The sequence below is a fragment of the Serratia sp. BNK-12 genome (assembly GCF_047456085.1).
Classification (GTDB): Bacteria; Pseudomonadota; Gammaproteobacteria; order Enterobacterales; family Enterobacteriaceae; genus Serratia; species Serratia liquefaciens.
In genome coordinates this window covers 3,114,496-3,138,437 of the sequence record NZ_CP179896.1, presented here as the reverse complement: position 1 = coordinate 3,138,437, position 23,942 = coordinate 3,114,496, and the positions used below count along the sequence as shown (strand labels likewise).

The following is a 23,942-nucleotide window of genomic DNA, read 5'->3' as shown; positions in this document are numbered from 1 at the left end:
GTGTGGTGTCTGGCACAAGTGGCCGATATCGAGTAAAGCGGTTCGTGTCTATGTTTGCCGGCATGGCCAGCACAGCCGAAAGCGACTGTGCTGCAGGTTATTTGCTGAGGTGGTCAATCAGGATGTCGCCGACGGCGGTGATGGCTGGATCATTCAGTCCAAATAATTGGCGGGCGTCGTATTTCACGGTTGGACCCCGTTTACTCACTTTGTCGCGCAGGCCGTAATGGTGCACGCGTGCAATGCGCATAACACTGCCGGCAAAGTAAACGGCGGCCTCGTCTGCTGTTGTTGCTGTTTTCATAAAGCGAGTGGTCTGCAACTTGCTGAACATTTTCCGGCGTATCCGCCCCTTTTTGTTTCGGCCTTGCGGCTTTCGCTCGGCATACGGGGTTCCGTCCGGGTTGCGCTGCTGGCTGATTTGCAGTCTCTGGCGGCGGCGCAATTCATTAGCCCACTGGCGAGTTAGCTTTTTCCTCGCTACTGGGCTTAGCTGTGAAGCGAGGGCGGCCAGCCAGTCTTCAATCTGAATAAAGTCACTCATTAGGCGCCCACTGATCGGCGTAAGGTGGTTCCGGCTCAGGGATGGCTTCTACAACCATTTGGCCGTTTGCCTCTTTCACGATCACGCGCTCTGTTAGCTTCAGGTTTATGCTGATGTCGCAGGTGGTGTTATTCAGAATATCCACCTCAAACGTGAAGCCCTTATCTCTGCTGTCTGGGTTCGCCATGATGTCCGGCTGGTTGCGGCGAAGCCAATACAAAATCACTGCGTTCAGCAGGTTTTGGTCTGCTGAAAAGTCGGTTATCACCAGGTTGAGGGTGTACTGGTATTCGAATGAAATGGTTGGCGCCAGGCTGGAAACAACAGCGCCCTCATCAACAAAGATGTGCAGTTTGTCTGGATTTTTCCCCAGATATTCGATCCCGTCAGAGAGGGCTTTTCTCAGTGATTCCGGCTTGTTCATCGCTCTTTTCCTGGCATTGAATGATGGTATCGACCTGATCGGCACATATAGCCCAGGCCGCCTCTACACGATTCTTTTGCTGCTCCAGATCCCCGTTGGTGAGCGGGTTACTGGCCGGCAGTTGGCAGGCGATCAACCTCGGACAGCCAGGCGCGATAAGCTGCACCTCCGGTAACTGCCGGGCGGGCGTGCAGGCGCACAACATCAGGAGGCAAGCGGCCGTCAGCCCAGGCTTTAAGCTCTGCATTTTCACGGTATAACCTCGCAATCAGATTTTCACGTTGTGACAGAAGGGCGGCCGTGTTGGTCATCTGCTGACGCAACTCGGCCTGTGCCCGGTTGTTATTACTGGCGATCAAGCCCAGGGTTATCAGCTCGGCATTTTTAGCTGATAGCTGCGTTTCCATTCCCTCAATGGTTTTTCCCTGCGCCTTGATGGTTGCTTGCTGGTCGCTGACGGCTTTTTCATAGGTGTTTAATCGCCAAGTTTTCCACCCTAACGCCGCGGCGAGAGCCAGGATGATGGCGGCCATGATCAACCAGCTGCGTGGAATGACGGCGGTCATGCCAGCACTCCACCATAACTGACGTATTTTTTCAGAAGGGTTTCAAGCTTGTGCTCAGGCTGGCCATATCCGGCACCCGGCAGGCTCGCCCAGATATTGCGGCACTTTTTCAAAGCCAACTCTATCCGGCCGGCGTTGATGTCAGCCAGGGCGCCGCGTTCGCGTATTAGCTGGATAGCCCACTTATCCTGTGATACCGGCCCAAAGTCTGGCAGTTTCAGTGCGGTGCGGTAATGCCCCCAATCCTTGATCAAAAACTGGTAGCCGCCTGATGCCGTGCTGCGCTGCCCGCGACTGTTAAACACCTTGCCGGGACGACCTCCAGCGAACGGATGATCTTGGTAGCTGGAAAAGGTTTCAGCCTTGCCGTCGATGCCGGTTACGATCACGTTGTAGCCGTCGTCCGATCTGGCCAAAAGCGTGGCGCCAATTTCACTGAATCGCAGCGTGTCCAGATAGGCGTTAAGGTTAGGAGTGGTGACGATGCGGGCCATTTTTCCCCCTGGTTTTTTGCTTGGTTGGCGCCCGCTCTTTTGTCGCGGGCGGGGACGGGATGATTGCCATGATGTTCCCGCGGGAACGGGTGACTGCCATCAGGATCATGAAACTGAAAAGGGCGGTCAGCGCCCCCGATTGTGGGAGGCGACCGAACGCGGAAAAAATTGGCACGGCGGCGCAAATCATGATCACGACGTAGGCGACACCGCTGGCCCACGGCTTATGTTTTGCTCCCCTGCGCTGGTAAGCCAACAGGCGGCCGGCAATGAGCAAGCAAATGATCGACGTTATCCAATGCATGGTTATTTCCCCCTGAATATGCGGAAAATCGGGCTATCCCCGTCCAGCTTCTGCAAGGCAACCAATAAGATTTTGATGGCCACACCTGCGGCGACAAACGCGCCGGCGCCCATCTTGACCTCAACATCCAGCCCGGTGGCTTTCTTCAGCAGTGCGGCCGCTATCGGGGCAAACAGGCAACCGGCAATAAAGCTGCTTATCCATAGCGCGCCGCGTCGCTTCAGCGTCAGCTCCTGCGACGCCAACACAAACAATGAGGCGCCACCAAAGGCACCGAGGACAATTGGCGCGGCGTCGCCAGACAAGACGGAAAGAAGCGTGATCCCGCCAAACGCGAATAAAGTGGTGCCGCTTGTTACTGGTTCGCCCATGACATCAATCCCAAAGTTGAATAATTTGCTGAGTGGGTGTTGGCGCAATATCCGGCATTTCTACCGGCGTGCCGTGCGGAATAAATGGCCCGATTTCTGCCAGGCCTGGATTGGCCAATAAGACGACTTCGGATAGCCCCGCGGTGCGGCCATAGTGGCGCCAGCACAGCTCATCAACGGTGTCGTTTTGGTGGGCTATCACTTTCATCAGATCAGCTCTACAGTCATGTGATTTTCACCCTGGATCAGCCGCATGGCCCAGCGAGCATCCCGCCAGAGCTCATCAATGGATTCGTCCATTTCGTCGGCTCGCTTCCCGCCGGCCCCGGTGGCATCAAAATCGCGATACCGTTCGTTTAAATTGGCCTTGGTGATGCAGTACACCGCGCGGCTGTAGTGCTGAAGCAAAACGCTTTCGCCGTCCAACTCCTCTGCCGGCACATTTTCCAGAGCGGTAAAGCCTGCGGCCTGCTGCGCCTGTCGCCATAGGGTCAATTCGCCATTCACTTCCGCAATGGCATTCAGCGCCGCATGGCGCAGACGTTGCGGGGTGATTGTTCCATCTGTCCTGATAGATTCCTGCAAATCGGACAGATCGACATCTGGCCAAAATTGCGTGTTTTTGATTACCTGCTTTTCCTCGCCGGGCTGGCCTGGCGCCACAAATTTCATGATCAAGGCTCTCAATGGGTGGGCGGTGGACGGGCGTATTGATGCGGTATAAAACCTGTCGCAACGCCCGTGCCGCCCCGCGCGTGGGCACGTTCGGTTTAGCCGTTTTCGGCCTTCTTCAACTCGCGTTCGAGTCGTTCAATGTCTTTTTTCACACCAACCCGCTCATGCAGCTGGAAGGCGCGGTTTAACTGGTTGAGCGCTAACTCAGGCTGTTCGTTATCCCGTAACCCGTAGCCCATGACTTTGTGCAACTTGGCGCGCACTTCGTCCGGCATATCGTGGTCTTCGATCAGGCTCATGAGGCGCGTCAGGATGGAGAGATTTACCGGCTGCTTGGCGTCGTAGGCCTTCAGGGCGCTATCCGCGATCTCTTCAGCTACTGCGCAGGCGGTTTGGCGTGCATATCGGCTTGGCATGACCAGGCCATGCTTGAGCGCGTACTCGGCGATGTCGATGGCGCCGTTGTAATCGCCGGCGTCGATGCGCCAGACCATCACATGCATGATTACGTCATCTTGCGCACCCATGCCGGTCTGCAGCACTCCGGCAACCCACGGGGAGTAATGGGGGAGAACTTCGCGCTTAACTTCGGCTTTTTTCTCCTGAGATTGAACCCGCTTCAGTCGTCGGCTGTCCTCTTCAATCTTCAGGAGCATCATTTCATAGCCATTGGCATGGCGGCTTAGAGCGCCGCCCTGACGGGCGGCCTCTTTTGCTTGCACATAGACCATATGGCGCTGCGCTGGGCTCAGGGCCATCAGTTAGCCCCTTATTCGCCCGCCGGCGCTTCCGGCGCTGGCGCCGCAAACTTGCCGAGTTTGATGTTTTCAATCAGGCAACCACAGCCGTAATCCTCAACCACATAGGCCTCGTTGACCGATTCGAAGTTTTCGATGCGGTCGCGTTTCGGGTTGTCGATGATAGTGCGGCGGCGCGTTTCTTCCTGCCAGTAGATGGACAGGTTATCCAGGCGGGTAATAAGCATGGCATTAGCCGGGAAGAAGGGCGCGCGAACAGCCTGCAGGCCGCCCATGCGTTTCTGGCTGATAATCAGATCAGCGGCCAGCGCTTCGGTGTTTGGCTGCGACTGGTTCACCAACGGGAAGTATTTATCTGCCAGCAGGCCGCGGCCGCAAATTACTACCAGATCTGTATCGTCCTGGAACCACGGATCGATCAGGTTGTCCACGGCGTCCATCACCACTGCATCCAAGTTGGCGAAGTCGCCGTTCTCACCCACACGGATCACAGGCGAAACCACGGCCCCTTCGTCATCCACGATTTTATCCATCACGCGAGCCGGGGCGTCAGTACGGTATTTCTGCAGCCAGCCGATGTTAACGTCTTGCAGCAATGGGTTAGCGGTTCGGTTCGATGTCTTTTCGCGCTTCATGCCGTTAAATCCGATCATGACACGGTCCAGTGCCTGGCGTAATACGATGGCGTTACGGATGCGCAGCTGGAAATCCTGGAACTTGGCCCACAGGTCCAATTTGTTATAGGCGATCGAGGTGTCGAAGTTGGTTTGTTCGCACTTGTACTCGATGGAGTCCAGGCCACTCGGATCCGTCGTCTCGCGTTCTTTGGTGGAAGTGTCCGTGGTACCGGCGATAGTGGAGCCGACGCTAAGGCCCAGACGCTGCCCGGATTGTTCGGTGACCGGGACGATATTGATATGCTGCAGGAATGCTGCGCTCTCCTGGATCTTGTCTTCCAGCTTTTGTGCTACGGACGGCTCTACCGCAAACTTGGTGCTGAGCTCGACGGCTACACCGTTCAGCTCGGCAAGCGTGGTCAGGTAGGCGTTAAATTTAAATCGCGTTTCATTGCGCATAATCGGTAACTCTCCGTAATCAGTTTTCTATGCCCTATGGGGTATGCCGTGGCACTGCGTTTAGCAGTCGGTTTTTTCTCCGTTGCTTTCACCGCCGCCGCCAGGTGTTAACGGGCGAAACTTCGGATTGCGGTCCTGCTTACTCAGGTTGGTCTGCAGGTCGTTAAGTTGCTTACTGAGTGCGGTGATCTGGGTCTCCAGCGCTGGCACTTTTTCAGCAGTGGTGTTGAGCTTGGCGACGCTATCGACGAGGTTTTGTACTTCTCCAGCGACCAGCTCCACAGCCTGATTCACGTCAGAAAAGCGGGCGTCGTCATTGGCGTTACGCTTGGCGAACATCGCAGTAATACGGGTCAGCAGGCCAGGCTTTTGGTCTTCCTGTTCCACAAATTCGATCAGGGCTTCTTCTGCTGCAGTAAAGAGGTTGTCTTTATGCTGCTTGCGGTTAGCCAGTGGGTTTGCTGATGCGGACGCGCTGAAGGCGAGGTATTCGGTCCCCAGGCTGGCCGGGTCGTCGGTTACAGCCAGTCCGATCAGGTAGGCCTCGCCGGTATCGGCAAATTTGGGGTTTACCTCGATCGAGGTGTAAACCTTTTGCGCTTGCTTAACCATTTCGACCAGGTCCGCGGTTGGTGCGATGTCGCCATAAAGCGCCATCTTCCCGGCCAGTGGACCTTCGGTAATTTCCTCCGCTGTCAGGCCGGTTACATCACCGAAACGACGGAAGGAGCTATCGGGGTGATATCCCTTGATGTGTTCCAGATTTACCCGCGCGCCATAAACGGATGGGTTGTAGTTCTTGGCCATCTGCGTCAGCCATTCGCGGCTAATGTTGCGGCCGTCGGTTGTCGCACCCTCTACGGCAATACGAAAACGCTTTGATTTAAGTGTCATTAGTCTGTTCCGGTCAGTGTCGGTAATCGGTCAGGCTTATGGTTGCGGCGAACAGGGAGGGGAGACAACGAAAGGGCATTGTGTGGTGTTTGGCACAATGGCCGGGAAGGGATGGCGACGCGGCCGGTCGGTAGTCTGGCGCCATGACAACGACGACGCTCAACACCGATCTCGATCCCCGCAGACAGGCGATGTTCCTGTACTTTCAGGGGTTACGTATATCCCGCATTGCTGAAATGCTGGGAGAGAAGGCCGCAACAGTACACAGCTGGAAGAAGCGCGACAAGTGGGGGAGCATTGGCCCGCTTGAGCAAATGCAACTTACCACAACAGCGCGCTATTGCCAGCTGGTGATGAAGGAGCACAAAGAAGGGAAAGACTTCAAGGAAATCGACCTGATCGCCCGCCAGGGTGAGCGACTTGCTCGGATCGGGAAATTCAATAGCGGCGGCAATGAGGCTGACTTAAACCCGAACGTGGCTAACCGCAACAGCGGCCCGCGCAAGGCGCCTGAGAAGAATGTTTTCAGCGACGAACAGACGGAAAAACTGACCGAAATTTTCCATGATTCCCTGTTCAAATATCAACGCAACTGGTTTGAAGCCGGCGCCAAACACCGCATTCGTAATCTGCTTAAGTCCCGCCAAATAGGCGCGACTTTCTACTTTGCACGAGAAGCCCTGATAGACGCCATCACTACAGGCCGAAACCAAATCTTCCTGTCAGCGAGTAAGGCTCAGGCGCACGTTTTCAAGCAGTACATCATCGAGTTTGCCCGCGAGGTGGATGTTGAGCTGAAGGGCGACCCGATGACCCTCGGCAACGGTGCGTGCCTCTATTTCCTCGGCACAAATGCTCGCACCGCGCAGAGTTATCACGGCAACCTATACCTGGATGAGTATTTTTGGATCCCTCGTTTCCAGGAACTGCGTAAAGTTGCCTCCGGCATGGCGCTGCATAAGAAATGGCGCCAGACGTACTTTTCAACACCGTCGAGCCTTACCCATAGCGCCTACCCATTCTGGTCCGGCACCCTATACAACAAGGGGCGCGCCAAGGCCGATCGGGTTGATATCGATCTCACCCATACAAACCTGGCGCGCGGCGTTCTCTGCCCTGATGGTCAATATCGCCAAATCATTACTGTAGAAGATGCAGTTAACGGCGGATGCAACCTGTTTGACTTGGATCAGCTGCGGCTTGAATACGGCCCAGAGGATTATCAGAACCTGCTGATGTGTGAGTTTATCGACGATATGGCGTCGGTGTTCCCGCTCACTGAAATGCAGGGGTGCATGGTTGATAGCTGGGAACAGTGGGACGATTTCGAAGCGCTGGCCATCAGGCCTTTCGGGTATCGGCCGGTGTGGATCGGTTATGACCCGGCCAAAGGCTCTGCGTCAGGTGACAGTGCCGGCTGTGTTGTTGTGGCTCCGCCAATGGTGCCGGGCGGAAAATTCCGCATTTTGGAGCGCCACCAGTGGCGCGGCATGGACTTTGCCGCCCAGGCGAAAAGCATCAAGCTTTTGACCGAGTGCTACAACGTTCAGTACATCGGCATCGACTCCACCGGCGTTGGCCACGGCGTTTACCAACTGGTGAAGCAGTTCTTCCCGGCGGTGCGGGAATTTGTCTATCGCCCGGAGGTGAAAAACGCCCTGGTGCTGAAAGCCAAAGACATCATCACACACCGGCGCCTGGAGTATGACGCCGGACACACCGACATCACCCAATCCTTTATGGCTATCCGCAAGGCGATGACCGCCAGCGGTAGCCGGCCAACGTATGAAGCCAGCCGCAGCGAAGAAGCCAGCCATGCAGATCTGGCGTGGGCAACTATGCATGCACTGTTCAATGAGCCGCTCGAAGGCGTCACGGCGGGCAACAGCAACATTGTGGAGATTTTTTAAATGAGCAAGCGTCATAACAAACGCGCATTTCCGCCAGTTAACACCAACAAACAAGCTGCTGGCGCTGCAGGGGTTGAAGCCTTTACCTTTGGCGATCCCGTTCCGGTGCTCGACCGTCGGGAGCTGCTTGATTACGTCGAGTGTGTGCGCATGGATAAATGGTATGAGCCGCCGATCAGTTTCGATGGTTTGGCCAGGACGTTCCGCGCGACGGTTCACCATAGCTCACCGCTGTATGTGAAGCGTAATATCTTGACCAGCACATTTAAGCCGCATCGTCTACTGAGTCAGCAAGCCTTCAGCCGTTTCGTGCAGGATTACTTGGTGTTTGGCAACGCCTATCTGGAACTTCGGACCAACCGCCTTGGTGGCCCGATGGAACTTAAGCCCTCGCTTGCGAAATACACGCGCCGCGGCGTAGATCTGGATACCTACTGGTTTGTGCAGTATGGCCTGGGCGTTGACCCTTACCAATTCGACGCCGATAGCGTGTTTCACCTGCTGGAGCCTGATATCAATCAGGAGATCTACGGCTTGCCAGAATATCTGTCGGCGCTTAACTCGGCATGGCTCAATGAATCGGCCACTCTGTTCCGCCGCAAGTATTACCAGAACGGCAGTCACGCTGGCTTCATCATGTACATGAGCGACGCTGCCGCTAGCCAGACTGATGTGGATAATATCCGCAACGCTATGAAAGGTGCGCGCGGACCTGGCAACTTCCGCAACCTGTTCATGTACTCGCCGAACGGGAAAAAGGATGGCATTCAGGTCATCCCGCTGAGTGAGGTGGCAGCGAAGGATGAGTTCTGGAATATCAAAAATGTCACCCGCGATGACCAGCTGCACGCGCATCGCGTGCCTCCTCAGTTGATGTGCATCGTACCAGAGAACACCGGAGGATTCGGCAACGTGAAGGAGGCGAGCGAGGTGTTTGTTCGTAATGAGCTAATACCGCTGCAGCGGAGGATGCAGGAGTTAAACAACTGGATAGGGGAAGAGGTGATTACCTTTGACCCCTATATTCTGAGTCGTGAGGGTTAATCACCAGGAATAAAGACCGCCGTCACCGGCGGTTTACAAGGTCACAATGGTGCTGCCGGAGCAAGGAAGTCGCCAGTTGAATCATCCTGCAGACTAATATATTCCACCCTCCATTGATCGAGCCGCCGAATATCCGCCAATGTTAATGCTGTGTCCGGTATTGCATCGCAGTACTGAAGATCGATATCAACGGCGTTTTGACCTTGCCCAAATAGATGGTGCACCAAAGTCTTTATTCCTTCCGCAACTTGTTCTGCGGCCTCTCGTGCTACTATTGCACCAATTTCTGAGTCGTAAATGACATGTATAGATAATTCGTAGGGCTCACCATCGGGGAGATCTACGCTTCGGTTATTATGTAGATCAAAGAAAATGCCTACTACATGCTCAACGCTTGGACTGACAATCTTAGATATCTCTTTTTCAAAGGTGAATCTTTTACTGTTGTGTTTTCTTATTCTTGTTTCAAATTCGTCCGGAAAAGCAGGGCGACCGTATCTTGCTGCAAGCCATTGTTTTAGAGCGCCTTTTTGCTCTTTTTCAAGTTTGTAGTCTCTATCGATGATAGCTAATTCACTAAAAGACTGATATGCGACAGCCTTCTTCTGATTATGTTCAAAGAGAAACGCCTCCTCGAGACCAGAGGTATTATTGTAAAACTTTAGATGGATTTTTCTTGGGTTTTTTGCGTTGCACAAATTCCCGTCCAACCTATCTACTGTTTCTCCAGCTATAACTTCAATATAAGGTTCAGTATTATTAGGTATATCGCAATCATGAGTTATGACGATGATCTTAGCCCTGGTCCCCAATATGGGGACCAGTCCTAATGCTAAAGCTGACTCATCAGTTAGTAAATGACCTTGTCTCCACTCAGTAGACCTTCCAAGCATGTCCTAACTCTCTTTCATTTCTCTGTTGAACCAGGTATTGACTCGGAAGAAAGCCAGTCGTCATTTTTTGCAGTTTTAGACTCTGCAATTTTAGACTTTGCATAAGCTTCACTCATTGCCTGATCTTCAGAAATAAGAACTTCAACAGCGGTTTCCCAGTTACCTTTCTGTCGAATGATGTCAATCAACGAGTTGCCCTCAAATGCTCTCATCTTGATCAACGAGCCTGGTTTAGCAACCCCTGAATCACTTAATTTGTCAGCAACCAAACTTAAATTTCTGATTAATGACATTTTATCCTGATCATCAGGTGTAGACTCCTCAGACAGCCATTTGTAGACAGCTTGTCTTGAGACACCAAAAATCACAGCTAACTCTGACATGGTTGGAGAAAGCACATTTCTGATGTTGGTCAGATGTACTGCAACCGAACGAACATCTGCTTTTGGTCCTGTTTGAGTTGGCTCATCAATAATCAAGGAAATCTTGGGTTTTACATACCCGAGCCAGTGCGCCATGTTTCCAGTACTAAAGTTACCACCCGTACTGGATAAAAAAAGAGTTGCCCCTAAGACAGCAACAGTTTTGAGCTCTGAAGCGTATGAGCTTGGTTTTCGGGTTGGTGCGAATGCTGTGTCATACATAAGCAGCCTCCATAAAATTTATTGCCACGTTTTTTCTGCGTGGTCTGTAACCATAGCATGGAATGTCTTTTTTATTTCTCCATGCAAGCTTTCCAATTGTTGAGAAATAGCTTCCATGTTGATATTTATATGACCATCCACATAATGATCTGTATCAATAATTGCATGTTGAACAGGTTTTTCTGTTCTAAAACACTCTTTCATAACAAGACCGGATGCTGATAAATCTGGAGGAAAACCAAGCTCAGCAAAGATCTTATGTATTCTAGTTACTAACACTCCCTGCATGATGACTGGGATCACAGCAGTTTCATACACTGATTCGTTCACTGTTTGTAGATGTTTCTTACCCAAGCTTACACCATGCAACTGATCAACAAGGTAATCGTTTGGTGTCTCATCTCCGACAGGTAAGACAGCATCTAAGTATCTTAAACCTAGTCGACTTAAATGCTCAAGTGTAACTACTTCGTGTACGACCTCAATGCCCTCGAGCAACCCTTTAAGAAACTCATGGTGTGTTAGGTAATGAGTTGTATGGAATGCTATCGACGTGTCATTCAGTATATACCCACATGTTCTATCTGACTTTATTATTTGCCAGTTAACAATATTGGCTATCCTAGGCTTTGGATTCTCCTCTCCTGGCAGCAAGTCAAAATATAATTGTGTCCCTTCATGCATTTCGAAAATCGTGAAGCCTTTTTTTCTAAAAACATCTTGTATATCATTTATATACTTTGCAATGGCTGCAATGGGATTGAATTTGGCCTGAGCCAACGCATAATAAACGGGTGCATTGGACATCACTGCATTGCTCACTTCACCCTCCTTCTCGTATTGATAGTTCACGATAAACTCCTCATGTCTAAGTCTAGTTTACATCTTAGTTGACACTCTTAACAATAGGTAGTTCACCTCGTAGTGCCTGGCATGGCACTACATGGCACAAAAGGATGGCCCACGCTGGCGCGCAATCGTAGCCCCGCCACGCCTGCCCGCTTTTTGTATGGGTTTTCATGCAGGCGCCCGAATAGCAGAAGGGCGCGCCATTACTGGTGCGCCCGGCTGTTTTAGATCCTTTTTTGATCGTGCGGATTCATGCAGCATAGACATGCACAAGCCCTGGCAGGTGAATCACTGGTTCATATAGTATTTGTAGTAGGTGTTAAGCCCATAATCGCCTTCAACCTGGAGGCGCCAGGTAGGCTGATAAAACTTGATGTATTCGTTCGCCTGGCTCGGTGACCAATCAAAGCCGACCCCTTGCAACTCCCTCAAAAAATCTGCAACCGTAATAATCCATCTGCCGGTTGGTTCTCTTTTTCTGGCCAGTTCAAAAGCCCAAGCCTCGTCGCCACGCCGCGCCATAATTTACCCCTCGTCTGCGTTGTAAAAAATTCCATCGTAGTTGTGATCCGGCAGTGCATCGCTGGTCAAATCGATAATCATCCCAAGCGCCAACTTAAGATCTGATGTGTGACGCGGAGCAATGAGGGCAAGCTCCGCAATGAATTTAACTCGAGTTAAAGTTTGTTTTTGTTTTTCAAGTGCTTCCATCACTGTCTCCAGATGATACTGTATGCATGTACAGTATTATATTGTTCTCTTTTGGTTGTATCGTCAAGCACACATCTCAATGAATATATTTCATTTGCATGTTTTTCAGTTAGTTGGCTATTTGTTGCCCTGAACTACTAATTTCAAAGAAACCGCCCGTAGGCGGCCTCAATTACTATGCGGGACGCAACTCAAGGGAGCGCACAAGGCATAACTTTTCGTTCGATCTGCAGTCGCAATCATTTTGTTTCGAGCATCCGAAGTCACGTGAGATAAAAGAACTCTCCCCAATGCCAATCATTCTATGGATTTGCATGGTAATAATTACCTTGCTATCAGTTGTACTGCAAAAATGTGAAAAAGTTTTCATAAAGCCTCCTTTTAAAGAGGTTCAATATTCCCATCACGACGCCCGATTGTGTGAATGTCGCAGTCATTTTTTACGTCGACCATACAACCTGCCGTCCGCTCCAGCCCGGAAATAGAACGCGCCGATCTTCACCGTTCCGCCAAGCAAAAGACGGTCAATCTCTTCAATGGCTGGCGTCTGTCTGCCAGCTGCACTCAGTTCCTGTGCTATTTTTTCTCGCTGCTTATTGCCTTCTTTTTCCATCCGCTTCAGTAGCTGTTCGCGCTCGTCATTTTGGCCGGTAACTTTTTGGCGCAATCTATTGAAACGTTGCATCAGGGCGCCTGCCGGAACTGGGACGCGTGCCGTAAATACATCACCGCTGGTATTGCCGTAGTAATGATTGCCGGCAATTTTCATCGTCATGCCTTTGGCCAGTAGTTGGCATTCAGAACCACTAATCTGAATACCGGCAATTTCTTCTACCCGGCCCCGGATTTTCTCCATAGCGCCAGCTGCGCCGGTTGGAACATTGGCGGCCTGTGGTCTGCTTATTCTTGTTTTTGGGTTTCCGTCCCTAATTCTTGCCAGCACCCTCCGCCGTTCCTTGGTAGATAACTCGCCAAAATCGACATCACAGTTGGCATAGTCGGCTTCGCCTATATCCGGTGGGGCCATACTCCCACCAGGATCCCCCGTACAGTTATTGACAGAACTCCGAGAGGGCGCAGGTGCGCCCTGAAGGTCAACACCCAAAACCGGTGCTTTCTTCGGCACAATTTTCCATTGGATTACACGGGTGATGATTGGCACGTCCTGGCCAACTGGCGGGGAGAAAACACCACGCACGCGGATCACGTCTTCGCCATATCCGTTGGTTTCCTCCGCGGCCTCGTAATAGGTACGGACAACCAGATCATCGCGCTTAACAAACGGCCCGCCTTGGGCGTTGATATATTCCGCCCAATTGCCGACGTCGGCGGCGTCGTGGACTGCGGCAAACTCTACGCTAAGGCCAATTGCGGCCTCATGGTCGGCCATCCGGCGCAACTCGCGGTATACGGTTACCGGAGCGCCACCAATGAATTGAAACTGACGAACACGCCAGCGAGCGGCCCAGGCAGACACTGCGGCGGCGGTTTCCTTGAGCGGCTTCCCGCTTTCGTCGTCCAGTTCACCATCCAACTGATAGCCGTCGATATTTTTCGAAATGTATTTCGCAACATACCCGGTGGCGCTGCCCTGGTCAGGATCGATCTCTTCAGCATGGAAGCGTGCCTTGCGTGCCTTAGCAGAACTCAATTCCCGAGCATCTTCCTGCGTTGCGTAATCGCGCATGATTTCACGTATCTGGCCAACATCTTCAGGCTGCATAAACATCAGCATGTGCCAGTGTGGCGTGCCGTCATGGTGAGGCTCGGCAACCCTGATCCCGAAAATGCGTAAATCTTCGCGGTGGAGTTTCGCGCGAATCTTTGACCATACCGACCTCAGATAACCCTGTGTCTCGGCCGGGCTGGCGCCGTTCCATTTCCGATTACGATGGCCGTGTTTGTTGGTGGCATGAAATTTTGATGGAGCTGTTATGGTGTAGAACTCGCCGATGTAACCCAGATCGTTACAGATATTCTCGAAGCCGCGGATGCGCACCATCAATTCACTGCGGCGGATCGCGGGATTCGCAACGCTGCCATCATATTTATCGATCAGGCTTATACGGTTGCCGGCTTCGTCTTCGAGCTCCATCCCCTTTAAAAACTCACGGGTGCGTCGCTTCTGCTCGCGCCACTCGGTGATCGCAGTCTTGCTGGCGTATGGGTTGGTTTTTTTACTGACGTTGGCCAGCGCAATATTCAAGTGCTCGCGCCATTCTGCAGAGGTGCGACGCAGACGGTTGAGCCACCATTGCGGCGACAACATCCGGGATACGGCGGGGCCGGCATCTTCTTCGCTGAAAAAGCGTTTATTCAGTTTTTCCCACAGCGGCGGCAGTTGGCGAAAGTCGCGAGTGATGATCCCGGCACGGCGGTATAGCAACCACATTGCTTTCAAATCACTGCAGGCGGAACATTGCTCTGCGACAAGTCCCAACTCCTGCGCGATAAACGCGGCGATACCCTCGGCCAGCGTCTCAACATCACTGCGGGACATATCCGCAAGGTGATTAAACCGCGCCATATACCTAGCGTTGTCCGCCGTCATTTTTGATATCCGGTACTGCTTATTGACCAGTTCCAGGCGTGGTAATGCGCGCTTAACAAAATTCAGCGTCAAGTACGCATGTGCTCGCTGGATCCCCTGAGATTGCTCAAGTTTGAAGAAGTGGGAGTTAACCTGTCGTTTTACCAGGCCAGGTTGGCTGTTCAGGTGTTCAAAGGCAGCGGCGAGATCGGCATTGATGCGATCCCGCTTTTTTTGTTCTTCCGCACTGACGAATGGCGAGCCGACACCTTTGCGCGGTGCGTTCCATGAGTATGCCCATTCAAAAGCGGGCTCGCCGCTACCCGGATAGGGCGGCGGCGGAGTGGGGGCTTGGCGGCCGCGGTGGCTATTGCTCATGCCTGCGACTTGAGAGCGCTGATTATTTGATACATCGCCTCTGGCGGAACTGCATTCCCCGCCATATGAACAGTCAACTTGTGTGACGGCGGTGTGATGTAGTCGGCAGGGAATGACATGGCCAGCATGTTTTCTTCCTTGGTCAGAATGCGCATGCGGTCGCCGTCAACTACTGCCCAGCGGTCACGCGTCGTGATAGTGCCGATCGGACGCTGCAGGGAGCGGCCTGATTTGGTGTTGCCGTAGTAGGACATCAGGAACCGGTCACCAAATTGGGCTCGTCCATTTGCAACCCTGCCGAGTGTTGCTGCCGCGCGACCTGGCTTATTGACCAGTGACCAGCGGCCAGAATCGAAATCAATGAATGACTCGGCAGAGACATGAGGCAGTTTGGGCAATTTCAGCACCAGCGGATTTTTGCTGCGGGTGCAGACGATGAACATGCGCTTCCGGTTCTGAGGTACGCCAAGGTCGGCGCAGTCAACGATGTGGGATGCCAGTGAATAACCCAGCCCCTGCATTGCATGCGCCCAGGCAGGGAACAGCAACCACTGCAGGAATTCCGGTACGTTCTCAACGATGATTTGCTCAGGCTTGAGCACCTCAGCCGCCGCCGTAACCGCCCAGGCAGTTGAGCGGCTCGCATCGTGCTGTGGGTTGCCGTTGGCTTTCCCGCGTGCCTTGCTATGGCCCTGACAGCACGGTGAGGCTAATAACAGATCGAGATTTGGAACCAAATCCCGTACTTCTCCCCAATCAGCTTGGTGTAAGTCTTGGCATGCGTGAACAGTGTTAGGGTGGTTCATCGTGTGTGCGCTAACAGCGGCTTGCCAGTGATTGGCCGCCCAAACGATGTCCAAACCCGCTTTGCGCGCGCCCGTTGATGAGCCGCCGAGTCCTGCGAACAAGTCAATTCCTTTCATCGACTTTACTCCCAGTGATGTGGCTATAAACCAGAATTGCCAGCCCGTAGACGAATCCACCGAGAACCAGCGCGGCGGTGACAGGCCAAATGACTGACAGGATTAGGACGCCGGCGGCCGTTGTGACGCGGTAGATGTGCCCGCTTTTAATGCCGAGGCAAAGCAGGCAGAAAGTGATACAGAAGCCGACAAGCCAGCAAAGAAAACCGATCAGCATGCGGCGGCCCCCATCGTTGCGATGATTTCGCCGACACGCCCGCGCCCATCACTTTTGCAACTCACAGAACGCGGGGCTGTGATGTGGTGGATCTCAAACTCGCCATAACACTGCAGCGCTTCGGCGACATCGCTGTTTGAGGCCACAACGTGACAACCGCGCGCGGCGGCGGCACGTAGCGAGTACATCAGGTTGTACTGATGCAGTTCGCCGAAGCCTTCCGTGTGGTAATCGGTAAAGCCGGTTGTTTTCGTCTTAGGCATGTATGGCGGATCGCAGTAAATGACATCGCCGGGCGCCGCCATTTCAATGCTTTCGGTGAAGTCACAGCACAGAAAAACGGCGGTTTTCGCTTTCTCTGCGAAGGCGCGGATCTCTTTCTCTGGGAAGTAAGGTGCATCCACCTTGCCGAATGGAATATTGAATTCCCCGCGGCGGTTGTAACGGCACATGCCGTTGTAGCCGTGGCGATTCAGATAGAGGAACTTCGCCGCGCGCATGATATTGCTGACTTCAATGCGGAGATTGAAACTGGCACGGACTGCTAAATAGCCCTCTTGGCCTTTGTGATTGGCAAACATCAATTGGCCAAGTCCAATCAATTCTTCCGGGTGCTCTTTGGCCACATTGTGGAAGTTGATCAGGTCGCCATTGATGTCGGCCAACAGGTAGGAATCGAAGTCGGTGTTCAGGAAAACGGTAGCGGAACCCACAAACGGCTCCACCAGGCGGCGGCCTGGTGCGGTTGGTAGGTGTTTGCGCAGGGTGTCCATTATGCGGCGCTTGCCGCCCACCCATTTCAACGCGGAATTCAGCATAACTACCCCCGGTAGTGGCGTGATTTTGTTTCGTGAAGTTCCTGGCAACTGGCGCAGCGGGCTGTACCCGGAACGGCAAGGCGGCGCGCCTCTGGGATCTGCGCGTCGCACTCTTCACAGAGAAAGGCGGAAGGGGCGACCGGTTTCCGGCGCGCCTGTTCGATTTGAGCGTCCAGGATCAGCTGCTGGCGTTCCTGTTCGATGTCCATTGCGTCGGCCATTAGTGCAGCTCCATCGCCTGGTTTTGGATGAATTCGGCCTCGTGGCGCAGCAGCTCCACGGCATCGCGCAGACTCAGATCTTTGGCGATGATGGAGTTGGCCAGATTCTCCAGCTTGGTGGATATCACCGCGGCCTGGTTCTTGCGCTCATCCATGCGGGCGCGCTTCAGCATTTCTTCCAACTGGTAGGCGGTCTGGTGCACAACAGAAACATCGTTCCCAGCGGCTGGTTCGATCCCGATGGTGATTGGCAGTTTTTGCATATTTCTCATGGTGATTTTCCTTTCTTCAGGTAATAAAAAGCCCGGCGGGTTTACGCCAATTAATTTCTGGTCAGGTTAAAAAGTTATTTCTTTCGGCATGCTTAAATGCTTCGGGAATAAACTCACGACTGCGCGGAATTTATTCATTGCATCGACCAATGCTTTTTTCTCCTCACTCGTCAGTTCATTGAAATCCAGCCCGTGGCGCTCTTTCTTAATACCAGCTAAAAAGAAAATGGCGCTCAGAGCCCGGATGTTGCCTTTGTTTCGTGGATCGCTTTCGTCGCGCACGTCTGCCAAAAATCGATTTATTTCAGCGGTGCTGTCGCACTTGAAAACATCCCGGCGCAATTCGGCGACGTGCTGTAAACCGTCGGCCCGCTGGCCTGGTGTCAGCGGCACAGTACGCGTAGTTTCAGTAAAAGCCATTTTGCCGCCTTACTGCCGATTGACTCCCGCGGGGCGGTGGTCAGTTGAGCCAGCAGTTCTTTCTGGTCTTGCGCCGGGCACCAACGCCGGCCGTTCTGCAGTTGGATCCAACCGTGGCCAAAGTGGCGAGATTGGCTTTGCTGCTTGAGCAGGGGAGCAATTGAAATTGGCATCATGTTCACCTCAGCTCATGCCCAGTGAGGCGCCAACGGCGGTGATGGCATCAACGGTGGAGGCCATTGTCGGGTTGGCATGGATGCGGGATTGAATCGCGAGGCCAGCCAGCGTCATGTAACGAATGCCGGCATTAACGCTTTCGCGTATCGCACCGCGGCGCGCAGCGGTCATGGCGCCATCTGCAACTGCTTCGGCAGCGACCTTGCCGATTTCTGAGGTGGCATTCAGCACATACGCCGCGACTTTGCCGCTGGAGAGCTCATTGATCGGCACGCACGGCTGGCAGTGCAGCTGCGCTAGCATCCCATCAACCAGCGTCGGATCTTCGGTGAGGTCGGTCAGCGACAGCAATTCCTCAACCGTCAGGCGGTGAGGCTGGTCTGGATTCAACTTGTTACGCAGTACCTGCGCCGACATGCCAGCATCAGCGCTCAACTGCTTGATGTTGTGCTTTGTCGCGAATCGGCGGCAGGCTTCTTCGTAGTGCGCCTGTTTAGAGACTTGATAATCAAACATGGTTTAGCCCTTCAAAATTCGAATAATCGAATTAACCGCGGATGTAGCGGCATTTGATCGCAACCTGGCGGTTTTTCTCGCGCCACGCTTCGAGGTTGATCAGGGCGTTACCGTGCTTGGTCATCGTGACCTCTTCGATCTCGCCGGTCTTCCGGTTCTTTCGGTTTTGCTTCACGGTGGTTGTAGGGGTTGGCGCCAGCAGCACAACGCCGTTAGCGATCCACTTCTCCAGCACGGATGCGCTGATGCCGTTAACGGCAATGAAGTCCTCTTTGGACATGGTCGGGGAGGTGTGCATAGCAACTGCGCGCTGCACTGCTTCCAGAATGGCGCCGCTCAGACCAGGCAGAAGCATGTTTGCAATCTGCGTAGGTGAAAAAGGCGTAGCGGGTGCGGCCTGAGGGTTTGCAATATCATGAGACATAACGCAATATCTCCGGTTAGTGGTTTGTGTTCTACGGTGTTACATGTGGTGTGTATCTATCGTAGATCCGTTTTTTGTATCTGTAAATACGAAAATCGAATTTAAGGTTGTCTTGATGCGTATAGAAAACGCTGTGGCGTCAGAGGTTTTAGAAAGAATCCTTTCTTCTTATGGGTTTACTATGCAGAAGGAGCTTGCTGAAAAACTGGAAATTTCCAGCAGTAACGTGGGCGGATGGCTATTGCGAGGGCAAGTTCCAGGCACGGTGATAGTGCGGTGCGCTCTGGATACAGGCGCGGATGTTACTTGGTTAGTAACCGGTAAATTTGCAAATTCGAATTTTGAAGTTGGCAAATCCACACTTCACGGTAAGGCCCTGTATGAAAAAATCCAAGCTGCAGGGGGTAAGCCTGTACTGCGAAGGATGTTAGATGCGTACGGGTTCCGAACTCAAAAAGAACTCGGAGACTTTTTGGACATTTCCACCGCAACAATCAGCACTTGGGTCAGACGTGAATATTTCCCCGGCGATGCGGTTGTGGCGTGTGCTTTAGATACTGGAGTATCGCTACTATGGCTGGCCACTGGGCAAGGTAATCCTGGTAATCTAGATGCTGTATCCTATGAGCTGACCTATACTTCAATTCCCCGAATGTCTATTGCCTCTGGTTTGTTAGTAGAAATCGGTTCTTGGGTATGTGATCCGTCCTTTATCCCTGAGAGTGCTAACACGATGCGGTTGGTTGAACGTTCGAACGAATCTTGGCTGGTTGATTTTGAAAAAAACACCATAGGTAACGGCAGCTGGCTACTTAATATTGATGGGGTGCATGATATTTACTTGGTTTCTCGTATACCCGGTAATAAGATAAAGGTTACAGGTATATCATCAAATTTTGAATGTTCCGTTGATGACGTTAAATGTATTGGTGAAGTGAGAAAAACCATTATATCAAGTTAACATTATTCTGGAGGAAACATGGGAAATAATAACTTCTATAACTATTCTAGAAACAGAGAAAAGTTACTGATAAATTTGATTAATATAATTGAAGGGCTTACTTGCGATAGCAAGATTGATGAGCGAGAATTGATCTATTTAGATACGTGGCTTTTGGAGTCTGAGGAAATTAAAGATAATTACTTCTCTCAATTGATTAGGGAAAAAATAGCACATATTCTATATGATGGAATAATAGAGAAGTCCGAACTTGATAATTTCAAAAGCGACTTAATTGAAATTCAAACAAAAATGCTAGATATTCCAGATATTAATCTATACTCAATAGAGTCTGATAAACACCTTCTCGAGGGATTGTGTAAAGGCGTTGTTGCTAATCAGTCATTAAATGATGCAGAAATAGGCTATCTTAATTGGTTCCTTACCTCTAATGGTGCATTGAAAAGTAATTACCCTGGAAAGGACTTATACAAACTGGTCAAAAATATACTAGAGGATGGAGTAATCACTGAAGAAGAACGATTGCAACTTATGCAGGCTTTATCTTCTTTTGCAGGTGTTGAAATGAATTCTGGTATTGTTGATGGTAATGCGACGCGGTTACCTGTTCAAGATCTTGATTCTTTAGATTTAAACGGCGCAACGGTATGTCTTACGGGGAAATTTCTTTGTGGTACTAGAGAAAAGTGCAGGGCTGGTATCGAGAGTGCAGGGGGAGTTGTTGTAGATCGAGTGACACAAAAACTTGATTATTTAATAATTGGCGCACTTAGCTCAAAAGATTGGCGCTTTCAAAGTTATGGCCGAAAAATAGAATTAGCGGTTGAATATCGGGATGAAAAAAAATCATCATTAAAGATAATCAGCGAAGAGTTATGGCGTTATTATTACCCAAGTTTATTTTAAACTACATACGAATCGAGATGGATATTGTTCATCATTCGATAAACCTATTTTATTATTTTTGGAGGTTTGATTTATGTCTGATAATTTCGAGTTGGAATTCACTGAATATGAGAATCAGAAAGAGAATGATGAAGATTTGAATATCACAAAAACTCAAGATTTCTCGTCAGCTATTGTTAGTGGGAGTGATTGGACAACAGAAACAATTATTAGTCAAATTAATAAGAATAATATAGAGCTTGACCCTAAATTTCAGAGAAGAGATGCATGGGATAAGAAAAGAAAAAGTAAATTTATAGAATCTTTAATTCTAGGATTCCCTATTCCACAGATCGTTTTAGCTGAAAAAAAAGATAAAAAAGGTTCTTTTATTGTACTTGATGGTAAACAGCGGCTTTTGTCCATCCGGCAGTTTGCCGCAAATAAAGATGATCAAGTATATAATCAATTGAAACTATCAGCTCTTGAAATTAGAAATGATTTAAATGGCAACACACTTAATTCTTTACAAAGCAATCCGTTACTCGATGAGGAGCTTTCCTCGTTTGAGAACCAAACAATAAGAACGATTGTTATACGCAATTGGCCAAGTGAAGATTTTTTATATCATGTTTTTCTTCGGTTGAATACTGGTAGTGTACCTCTTTCACCGCAAGAATTACGGCAAGCACTACATCCTGGTGATTTTATTAATTATCTTGATGATAAGTCCGCTGAAAGTGTTGCGCTGCAGAATATATTGAATTTGCAAAAGCCAGATTTCCGTATGCGAGACAATGAATTATTACTTCGATTTGTCGCTTATAGCAATTTCTTTGAAACTTATTCCGGCAATCTCAAGTTATTTCTTGATAACTGTTGTCAAACGATGAACCAAGAGTGGTCATCTCGAGTGCATGATGTGGATAAGCAAATTTCTAATTTTGAAATTGCACATAAACGTTTAAAAGAGATATTCCTTAAGAATGTTTATCGGAAATGGACTAGAGCTGGATACGAAACTCGTTTTAATAGGGCTATATTTGATATAATGATTCATTCTTTTTGTTTTGAGGAAGTTCGAGAGGCAACAAAGGGACGTGATGATATTGTCGAAAATGCGTTTAAAGATCTCTGCATTCAAAACCCAAGGTTTTTAGAGTCTTTAGAAACTACAACTAAAAGTTTAGGTTCTGTTGTAACTAGATTTACAACTTGGAATGAAAAGCTTAATGAAGTCTTTGGCACTAAAATACCGGAATATATATTGGAAGAAAATAAAATAATTAGAGTGAGGTGATCTATGCAACATTCTCAATTATTCAAAGATCTTCATTTACGGGTTCTTGAATTGAAAAAGAATATGTTGCCAGAGAACTTTTCACCAACTGGGACATATGATGAAAAACAGCTTGATCTAGCTAAGGGTTATATACTATTAGCGCATGCTGAGTTTGAATCTTATATTGAGGAAGTGTCTAAGGATATTATTATAAAAACAGTAAAAAAATGGAAGAGAAGTAATAAACCCTCGCATACATTACTTTCATTTTTATGTTGTTATCATAGTAGTTGGTCATTAAACGATGAAATGGCTAATGAAGAGATAGTTAAAATTTCTAAGAGCAGAGTTAATGTTAAAGAGTCAACTAATGAAATTATTGATATAGCCTTGAAACAGTATATACAGAAGGTTAAGGATAATCATGGAATAAAAGAAAATAACTTTAAATCACTTGTTCTTCCGATAGGAATTAATATCGACGACTTGGATGCATCTCTTATTGTTGCAATGGATACATTTGGTAGTGATCGGGGGGAGGTTGCACATCTGTCCAAAAAAAGAGTCAAGACATTGATCAACCCTGAGGATGAATATAATAAAGTCAATGCCATATTGGCGGGATTGAAGGATTTTGACCTAAAGATTCAGGAACTAATATCACCACATTATTATGGTGGTTTCCCAGTGGCATATGCGGGGCATTTTCATACTGATAAGCAGACCTGATTTGCTTTGTAAAATCTACGTAGCCAACATGTCGCCAAATTATAGTGTAACTTCTTGATTTTAAAGACCGAAAATAGTATTCGGTCTTTTTTTGTGTTTGATTTATCAGTTAATTTTCTGCAATTTGAAAAAATAAGCTGCAACCCCTGCTTTCCCCAGACTCAAATTCCGGTAACAAAACGCGCTACAGAGGAAGATCGTTTTTTTGCATGATTGCTACGAGGGGGACGTGAGGTGTTGGGGGGATAACGTGGTGATCTGTCAGCTTAACAGTGCAACAGATACATCAAGCCCTATTGGCTGAAATAGGGCTTGCGCGGGTGGCTAAACTTTCCTGTTAATGACTCAAAACCATCAGCGGTTTGCAGCTCCCGCCCGGAAGGGATAAGCGGCAAACAGCGCGGCTACCGCCTGTTGAAGCTGCGCCTGGCTGGCAGGTTGCGCGTCGGAGTTGAGCGTGTCGCTGGCGGTTCCGCGCCAGACCAGCTGTTTCTTCTTGCTGTCCACCAGATCCACCGTCAGAGTGCCTTCGGTGTAGGTCCACAGCGTTTGATTGTATCCGCCCCAGCCGGCGTAGCCCCAGCGGCCAATCGGCGCGGGGGAGTCATTCACCTGCACTTTGTTTTGTTTCATTGCGCTGCTGTAAACCAACAGGTCTGGGGATGCGCTCAGCTTATAGCCGCGCTGCTCCATCTGTTGCGCTATGGCGCTATGAATATATTTACCCGTCAGCGTTAAGTACTGCCCCTCGGCCTCTGTAGCAAAGCCGTAGGTATGGTATTGGCCAAAATTGGTGCTGTGGTCATAGTCGCTGGTCACCTGCGGCTGGTTGGCGCAGCCCGACAATAAAGCCAAGGAACTTGCGAGCAAAAGGCAAGAAAGCGAACGCATAGAAAACCCCTGTAGGATTATTAGTTTCATAAACTTAGCCCCAGACGGTGAGCTTGGCAAATCTGGTTGGCAGGGGCGGGTTGTGTGTACCGTATGAACTAGAAAAACCCGTAGTGGCTGCACCAGAAATAGCGGGCGTAT

34 protein-coding genes are annotated in these 23,942 nt (G+C 50.3%); 6 read left to right on the top strand and 28 right to left on the bottom strand.

Translation table 11 applies throughout. The annotated features are described in order from the left end of the window. Window positions 1–97: 97 nt before the first annotated feature. From ACMGG1_RS14575 to ACMGG1_RS14520, 12 genes are all read right to left on the bottom strand, one after another. The gene (locus ACMGG1_RS14575) at window positions 98–544 is read right to left on the bottom strand and encodes a phage virion morphogenesis protein (protein ID WP_414160801.1); all 447 of its coding nucleotides are present in this window, start codon (window positions 542–544) and stop codon (window positions 98–100) included. Then, window positions 537–968: a phage tail protein gene (locus tag ACMGG1_RS14570; protein ID WP_414160800.1), complete on the bottom strand. Its 432-nt coding sequence runs from the start codon at window positions 966–968 to the stop codon at window positions 537–539. Before ACMGG1_RS14570 ends, ACMGG1_RS14575 begins: the two co-directional genes overlap by 8 nt. Further along, entirely contained in the window at window positions 931–1,173 is a 243-nt protein-coding gene (gene lysC / locus ACMGG1_RS14565; protein ID WP_142815444.1) for an Rz1-like lysis system protein LysC, read from the bottom strand. The genes ACMGG1_RS14570 and lysC overlap by 38 nt, the downstream gene beginning before the upstream one ends. Beyond that, on the bottom strand, window positions 1,076–1,534 hold the full coding sequence (gene lysB / locus ACMGG1_RS14560) for an Rz-like lysis system protein LysB (RefSeq protein ID WP_414160799.1): 459 nt from the start codon (window positions 1,532–1,534) through the stop codon (window positions 1,076–1,078). Before lysB ends, lysC begins: the two co-directional genes overlap by 98 nt. After that, on the bottom strand, window positions 1,531–2,028 hold the full coding sequence (locus ACMGG1_RS14555; RefSeq protein WP_414160798.1) for a glycoside hydrolase family 104 protein: 498 nt from the start codon (window positions 2,026–2,028) through the stop codon (window positions 1,531–1,533). Before ACMGG1_RS14555 ends, lysB begins: the two co-directional genes overlap by 4 nt. Beyond that, on the bottom strand, window positions 2,003–2,332 hold the full coding sequence (locus ACMGG1_RS14550; RefSeq protein WP_197640619.1) for a phage holin family protein: 330 nt from the start codon (window positions 2,330–2,332) through the stop codon (window positions 2,003–2,005). Before ACMGG1_RS14550 ends, ACMGG1_RS14555 begins: the two co-directional genes overlap by 26 nt. A 2-nt stretch (window positions 2,333–2,334) precedes the next feature. Next, window positions 2,335–2,703, bottom strand: coding sequence for a putative holin (locus ACMGG1_RS14545; protein WP_142815440.1), 369 nt, complete (start codon window positions 2,701–2,703; stop codon window positions 2,335–2,337). Between the two features lie 4 nt (window positions 2,704–2,707). Then, window positions 2,708–2,911 carry a tail protein X gene (locus ACMGG1_RS14540; protein ID WP_046373880.1) on the bottom strand — a complete coding sequence of 68 codons (204 nt, stop codon included), beginning with the start codon at window positions 2,909–2,911 and terminating at the stop codon, window positions 2,708–2,710. Continuing rightward, entirely contained in the window at window positions 2,911–3,375 is a 465-nt protein-coding gene (locus tag ACMGG1_RS14535; RefSeq protein ID WP_414160797.1) for a head completion/stabilization protein, read from the bottom strand. The genes ACMGG1_RS14540 and ACMGG1_RS14535 overlap by 1 nt, the downstream gene beginning before the upstream one ends. Window positions 3,376–3,473: 98 nt before the next feature. Next, window positions 3,474–4,136, bottom strand: a complete 663-nt coding sequence (locus ACMGG1_RS14530; protein ID WP_046373878.1) for a terminase endonuclease subunit — start codon at window positions 4,134–4,136, stop codon at window positions 3,474–3,476. Between the two features lie 11 nt (window positions 4,137–4,147). Further along, a complete protein-coding gene (locus tag ACMGG1_RS14525; protein ID WP_414160796.1) occupies window positions 4,148–5,212 on the bottom strand; it encodes a phage major capsid protein, P2 family in 1,065 nt (354 codons plus the stop codon). A 60-nt stretch (window positions 5,213–5,272) separates the two neighbouring features. After that, entirely contained in the window at window positions 5,273–6,106 is an 834-nt protein-coding gene (locus tag ACMGG1_RS14520) for a GPO family capsid scaffolding protein (RefSeq protein ID WP_414160795.1), read from the bottom strand. A gap of 143 nt (window positions 6,107–6,249) precedes the next feature. Between ACMGG1_RS14520 and ACMGG1_RS14515 the strand changes: the two genes are divergently transcribed. Together ACMGG1_RS14515 and ACMGG1_RS14510 are read left to right on the top strand one after the other, a co-directional pair. Further along, the gene (locus ACMGG1_RS14515; protein WP_414160794.1) at window positions 6,250–8,016 is read left to right on the top strand and encodes a terminase ATPase subunit family protein; all 1,767 of its coding nucleotides are present in this window, start codon (window positions 6,250–6,252) and stop codon (window positions 8,014–8,016) included. Further along, window positions 8,017–9,060, top strand: coding sequence for a phage portal protein (locus tag ACMGG1_RS14510; RefSeq protein WP_414160793.1), 1,044 nt, complete (start codon window positions 8,017–8,019; stop codon window positions 9,058–9,060). A gap of 41 nt (window positions 9,061–9,101) precedes the next feature. Here ACMGG1_RS14510 and ACMGG1_RS14505 read toward each other — a convergent pair whose 3' ends face one another. From ACMGG1_RS14505 to ACMGG1_RS14435, 15 genes are all read right to left on the bottom strand, one after another. Next, window positions 9,102–9,953 carry a hypothetical protein gene (locus ACMGG1_RS14505; RefSeq protein WP_414160792.1) on the bottom strand — a complete coding sequence of 284 codons (852 nt, stop codon included), beginning with the start codon at window positions 9,951–9,953 and terminating at the stop codon, window positions 9,102–9,104. A gap of 14 nt (window positions 9,954–9,967) precedes the next feature. Next, entirely contained in the window at window positions 9,968–10,597 is a 630-nt protein-coding gene (locus ACMGG1_RS14500) for an XRE family transcriptional regulator (RefSeq protein ID WP_414160791.1), read from the bottom strand. A gap of 18 nt (window positions 10,598–10,615) precedes the next feature. After that, the gene (locus ACMGG1_RS14495; RefSeq protein WP_414160790.1) at window positions 10,616–11,449 is read right to left on the bottom strand and encodes a TIGR04255 family protein; all 834 of its coding nucleotides are present in this window, start codon (window positions 11,447–11,449) and stop codon (window positions 10,616–10,618) included. A gap of 285 nt (window positions 11,450–11,734) precedes the next feature. Beyond that, window positions 11,735–11,968: a DNA polymerase V gene (locus tag ACMGG1_RS14490; protein ID WP_414160789.1), complete on the bottom strand. Its 234-nt coding sequence runs from the start codon at window positions 11,966–11,968 to the stop codon at window positions 11,735–11,737. Between the two features lie 3 nt (window positions 11,969–11,971). Beyond that, window positions 11,972–12,157, bottom strand: a complete 186-nt coding sequence (locus ACMGG1_RS14485; RefSeq protein ID WP_414160788.1) for a hypothetical protein — start codon at window positions 12,155–12,157, stop codon at window positions 11,972–11,974. Between the two features lie 433 nt (window positions 12,158–12,590). Next, window positions 12,591–15,065 (bottom strand): replication endonuclease, encoded by a 2,475-nt coding sequence (locus tag ACMGG1_RS14480; RefSeq protein WP_414160787.1) that lies wholly within the window; start codon window positions 15,063–15,065, stop codon window positions 12,591–12,593. Further along, the gene (locus ACMGG1_RS14475) at window positions 15,062–15,988 is read right to left on the bottom strand and encodes a DNA cytosine methyltransferase (RefSeq protein WP_262215144.1); all 927 of its coding nucleotides are present in this window, start codon (window positions 15,986–15,988) and stop codon (window positions 15,062–15,064) included. The genes ACMGG1_RS14480 and ACMGG1_RS14475 overlap by 4 nt, the downstream gene beginning before the upstream one ends. After that, entirely contained in the window at window positions 15,975–16,205 is a 231-nt protein-coding gene (locus ACMGG1_RS14470; protein ID WP_414160786.1) for a hypothetical protein, read from the bottom strand. The genes ACMGG1_RS14475 and ACMGG1_RS14470 overlap by 14 nt, the downstream gene beginning before the upstream one ends. After that, window positions 16,199–17,023 (bottom strand): DNA adenine methylase, encoded by an 825-nt coding sequence (locus tag ACMGG1_RS14465; RefSeq protein ID WP_414160785.1) that lies wholly within the window; start codon window positions 17,021–17,023, stop codon window positions 16,199–16,201. Before ACMGG1_RS14465 ends, ACMGG1_RS14470 begins: the two co-directional genes overlap by 7 nt. Before the next feature lie 2 nt (window positions 17,024–17,025). Next, window positions 17,026–17,244: a TraR/DksA family transcriptional regulator gene (locus tag ACMGG1_RS14460; protein ID WP_414160784.1), complete on the bottom strand. Its 219-nt coding sequence runs from the start codon at window positions 17,242–17,244 to the stop codon at window positions 17,026–17,028. After that, window positions 17,244–17,516 (bottom strand): DUF2732 family protein, encoded by a 273-nt coding sequence (locus ACMGG1_RS14455; RefSeq protein ID WP_414160783.1) that lies wholly within the window; start codon window positions 17,514–17,516, stop codon window positions 17,244–17,246. Before ACMGG1_RS14455 ends, ACMGG1_RS14460 begins: the two co-directional genes overlap by 1 nt. Before the next feature lie 66 nt (window positions 17,517–17,582). Next, on the bottom strand, window positions 17,583–17,936 hold the full coding sequence (locus ACMGG1_RS14450; protein WP_414160782.1) for a DUF5347 family protein: 354 nt from the start codon (window positions 17,934–17,936) through the stop codon (window positions 17,583–17,585). Next, window positions 17,900–18,109 carry a phage filamentation protein Fil family protein gene (locus ACMGG1_RS14445; protein WP_072269748.1) on the bottom strand — a complete coding sequence of 70 codons (210 nt, stop codon included), beginning with the start codon at window positions 18,107–18,109 and terminating at the stop codon, window positions 17,900–17,902. The genes ACMGG1_RS14450 and ACMGG1_RS14445 overlap by 37 nt, the downstream gene beginning before the upstream one ends. A 10-nt stretch (window positions 18,110–18,119) precedes the next feature. Next, on the bottom strand, window positions 18,120–18,629 hold the full coding sequence (locus ACMGG1_RS14440; RefSeq protein WP_208904986.1) for a phage regulatory CII family protein: 510 nt from the start codon (window positions 18,627–18,629) through the stop codon (window positions 18,120–18,122). Between the two features lie 31 nt (window positions 18,630–18,660). After that, entirely contained in the window at window positions 18,661–18,984 is a 324-nt protein-coding gene (locus ACMGG1_RS14435) for a hypothetical protein (protein WP_260679855.1), read from the bottom strand. Between the two features lie 184 nt (window positions 18,985–19,168). On the opposite strand from ACMGG1_RS14435, the gene ACMGG1_RS14430 reads away from it, so the two are divergent. From ACMGG1_RS14430 to ACMGG1_RS14415, 4 genes are all read left to right on the top strand, one after another. After that, the gene (locus tag ACMGG1_RS14430; RefSeq protein WP_414160781.1) at window positions 19,169–20,014 is read left to right on the top strand and encodes a phage repressor protein CI; all 846 of its coding nucleotides are present in this window, start codon (window positions 19,169–19,171) and stop codon (window positions 20,012–20,014) included. Window positions 20,015–20,032: 18 nt separating this feature from the next. Next, window positions 20,033–20,920 carry a BRCT domain-containing protein gene (locus tag ACMGG1_RS14425; RefSeq protein WP_414160780.1) on the top strand — a complete coding sequence of 296 codons (888 nt, stop codon included), beginning with the start codon at window positions 20,033–20,035 and terminating at the stop codon, window positions 20,918–20,920. A gap of 73 nt (window positions 20,921–20,993) precedes the next feature. Continuing rightward, the gene (locus ACMGG1_RS14420; protein ID WP_414160779.1) at window positions 20,994–22,199 is read left to right on the top strand and encodes a DUF262 domain-containing protein; all 1,206 of its coding nucleotides are present in this window, start codon (window positions 20,994–20,996) and stop codon (window positions 22,197–22,199) included. 3 nt (window positions 22,200–22,202) lie between these two features. Then, the gene (locus ACMGG1_RS14415) at window positions 22,203–22,910 is read left to right on the top strand and encodes a HEPN domain-containing protein (RefSeq protein ID WP_414160778.1); all 708 of its coding nucleotides are present in this window, start codon (window positions 22,203–22,205) and stop codon (window positions 22,908–22,910) included. Window positions 22,911–23,264: 354 nt separating this feature from the next. Here ACMGG1_RS14415 and ACMGG1_RS14410 read toward each other — a convergent pair whose 3' ends face one another. Next, the gene (locus ACMGG1_RS14410; protein ID WP_230090231.1) at window positions 23,265–23,801 is read right to left on the bottom strand and encodes a DUF4136 domain-containing protein; all 537 of its coding nucleotides are present in this window, start codon (window positions 23,799–23,801) and stop codon (window positions 23,265–23,267) included. Window positions 23,802–23,942 lie beyond the last annotated feature (141 nt).

Coding starts and splice junctions, on each gene's coding strand:
- ACMGG1_RS14575 (WP_414160801.1), bottom strand. CDS start 544: ATGAGTGACTTTATTCAGATTGAAGACTGGCTGGCCGCCCTCGCTTCA.
- ACMGG1_RS14570 (WP_414160800.1), bottom strand. CDS start 968: ATGAACAAGCCGGAATCACTGAGAAAAGCCCTCTCTGACGGGATCGAA.
- lysC (WP_142815444.1), bottom strand. CDS start 1,173: ATGTTGTGCGCCTGCACGCCCGCCCGGCAGTTACCGGAGGTGCAGCTT.
- lysB (WP_414160799.1), bottom strand. CDS start 1,534: ATGACCGCCGTCATTCCACGCAGCTGGTTGATCATGGCCGCCATCATC.
- ACMGG1_RS14555 (WP_414160798.1), bottom strand. CDS start 2,028: ATGGCCCGCATCGTCACCACTCCTAACCTTAACGCCTATCTGGACACG.
- ACMGG1_RS14550 (WP_197640619.1), bottom strand. CDS start 2,332: ATGCATTGGATAACGTCGATCATTTGCTTGCTCATTGCCGGCCGCCTG.
- ACMGG1_RS14545 (WP_142815440.1), bottom strand. CDS start 2,703: ATGGGCGAACCAGTAACAAGCGGCACCACTTTATTCGCGTTTGGCGGG.
- ACMGG1_RS14540 (WP_046373880.1), bottom strand. CDS start 2,911: ATGAAAGTGATAGCCCACCAAAACGACACCGTTGATGAGCTGTGCTGG.
- ACMGG1_RS14535 (WP_414160797.1), bottom strand. CDS start 3,375: ATGAAATTTGTGGCGCCAGGCCAGCCCGGCGAGGAAAAGCAGGTAATC.
- ACMGG1_RS14530 (WP_046373878.1), bottom strand. CDS start 4,136: ATGGCCCTGAGCCCAGCGCAGCGCCATATGGTCTATGTGCAAGCAAAA.
- ACMGG1_RS14525 (WP_414160796.1), bottom strand. CDS start 5,212: ATGCGCAATGAAACGCGATTTAAATTTAACGCCTACCTGACCACGCTT.
- ACMGG1_RS14520 (WP_414160795.1), bottom strand. CDS start 6,106: ATGACACTTAAATCAAAGCGTTTTCGTATTGCCGTAGAGGGTGCGACA.
- ACMGG1_RS14515 (WP_414160794.1), top strand. CDS start 6,250: ATGACAACGACGACGCTCAACACCGATCTCGATCCCCGCAGACAGGCG.
- ACMGG1_RS14510 (WP_414160793.1), top strand. CDS start 8,017: ATGAGCAAGCGTCATAACAAACGCGCATTTCCGCCAGTTAACACCAAC.
- ACMGG1_RS14505 (WP_414160792.1), bottom strand. CDS start 9,953: ATGCTTGGAAGGTCTACTGAGTGGAGACAAGGTCATTTACTAACTGAT.
- ACMGG1_RS14500 (WP_414160791.1), bottom strand. CDS start 10,597: ATGTATGACACAGCATTCGCACCAACCCGAAAACCAAGCTCATACGCT.
- ACMGG1_RS14490 (WP_414160789.1), bottom strand. CDS start 11,968: ATGGCGCGGCGTGGCGACGAGGCTTGGGCTTTTGAACTGGCCAGAAAA.
- ACMGG1_RS14485 (WP_414160788.1), bottom strand. CDS start 12,157: ATGGAAGCACTTGAAAAACAAAAACAAACTTTAACTCGAGTTAAATTC.
- ACMGG1_RS14480 (WP_414160787.1), bottom strand. CDS start 15,065: ATGAGCAATAGCCACCGCGGCCGCCAAGCCCCCACTCCGCCGCCGCCC.
- ACMGG1_RS14475 (WP_262215144.1), bottom strand. CDS start 15,988: ATGAAAGGAATTGACTTGTTCGCAGGACTCGGCGGCTCATCAACGGGC.
- ACMGG1_RS14470 (WP_414160786.1), bottom strand. CDS start 16,205: ATGCTGATCGGTTTTCTTTGCTGGCTTGTCGGCTTCTGTATCACTTTC.
- ACMGG1_RS14465 (WP_414160785.1), bottom strand. CDS start 17,023: ATGCTGAATTCCGCGTTGAAATGGGTGGGCGGCAAGCGCCGCATAATG.
- ACMGG1_RS14460 (WP_414160784.1), bottom strand. CDS start 17,244: ATGGCCGACGCAATGGACATCGAACAGGAACGCCAGCAGCTGATCCTG.
- ACMGG1_RS14455 (WP_414160783.1), bottom strand. CDS start 17,516: ATGAGAAATATGCAAAAACTGCCAATCACCATCGGGATCGAACCAGCC.
- ACMGG1_RS14450 (WP_414160782.1), bottom strand. CDS start 17,936: ATGGCTTTTACTGAAACTACGCGTACTGTGCCGCTGACACCAGGCCAG.
- ACMGG1_RS14445 (WP_072269748.1), bottom strand. CDS start 18,109: ATGCCAATTTCAATTGCTCCCCTGCTCAAGCAGCAAAGCCAATCTCGC.
- ACMGG1_RS14440 (WP_208904986.1), bottom strand. CDS start 18,629: ATGTTTGATTATCAAGTCTCTAAACAGGCGCACTACGAAGAAGCCTGC.
- ACMGG1_RS14435 (WP_260679855.1), bottom strand. CDS start 18,984: ATGCTTCTGCCTGGTCTGAGCGGCGCCATTCTGGAAGCAGTGCAGCGC.
- ACMGG1_RS14430 (WP_414160781.1), top strand. CDS start 19,169: ATGCGTATAGAAAACGCTGTGGCGTCAGAGGTTTTAGAAAGAATCCTT.
- ACMGG1_RS14425 (WP_414160780.1), top strand. CDS start 20,033: ATGGGAAATAATAACTTCTATAACTATTCTAGAAACAGAGAAAAGTTA.
- ACMGG1_RS14420 (WP_414160779.1), top strand. CDS start 20,994: ATGTCTGATAATTTCGAGTTGGAATTCACTGAATATGAGAATCAGAAA.
- ACMGG1_RS14415 (WP_414160778.1), top strand. CDS start 22,203: ATGCAACATTCTCAATTATTCAAAGATCTTCATTTACGGGTTCTTGAA.
- ACMGG1_RS14410 (WP_230090231.1), bottom strand. CDS start 23,801: ATGCGTTCGCTTTCTTGCCTTTTGCTCGCAAGTTCCTTGGCTTTATTG.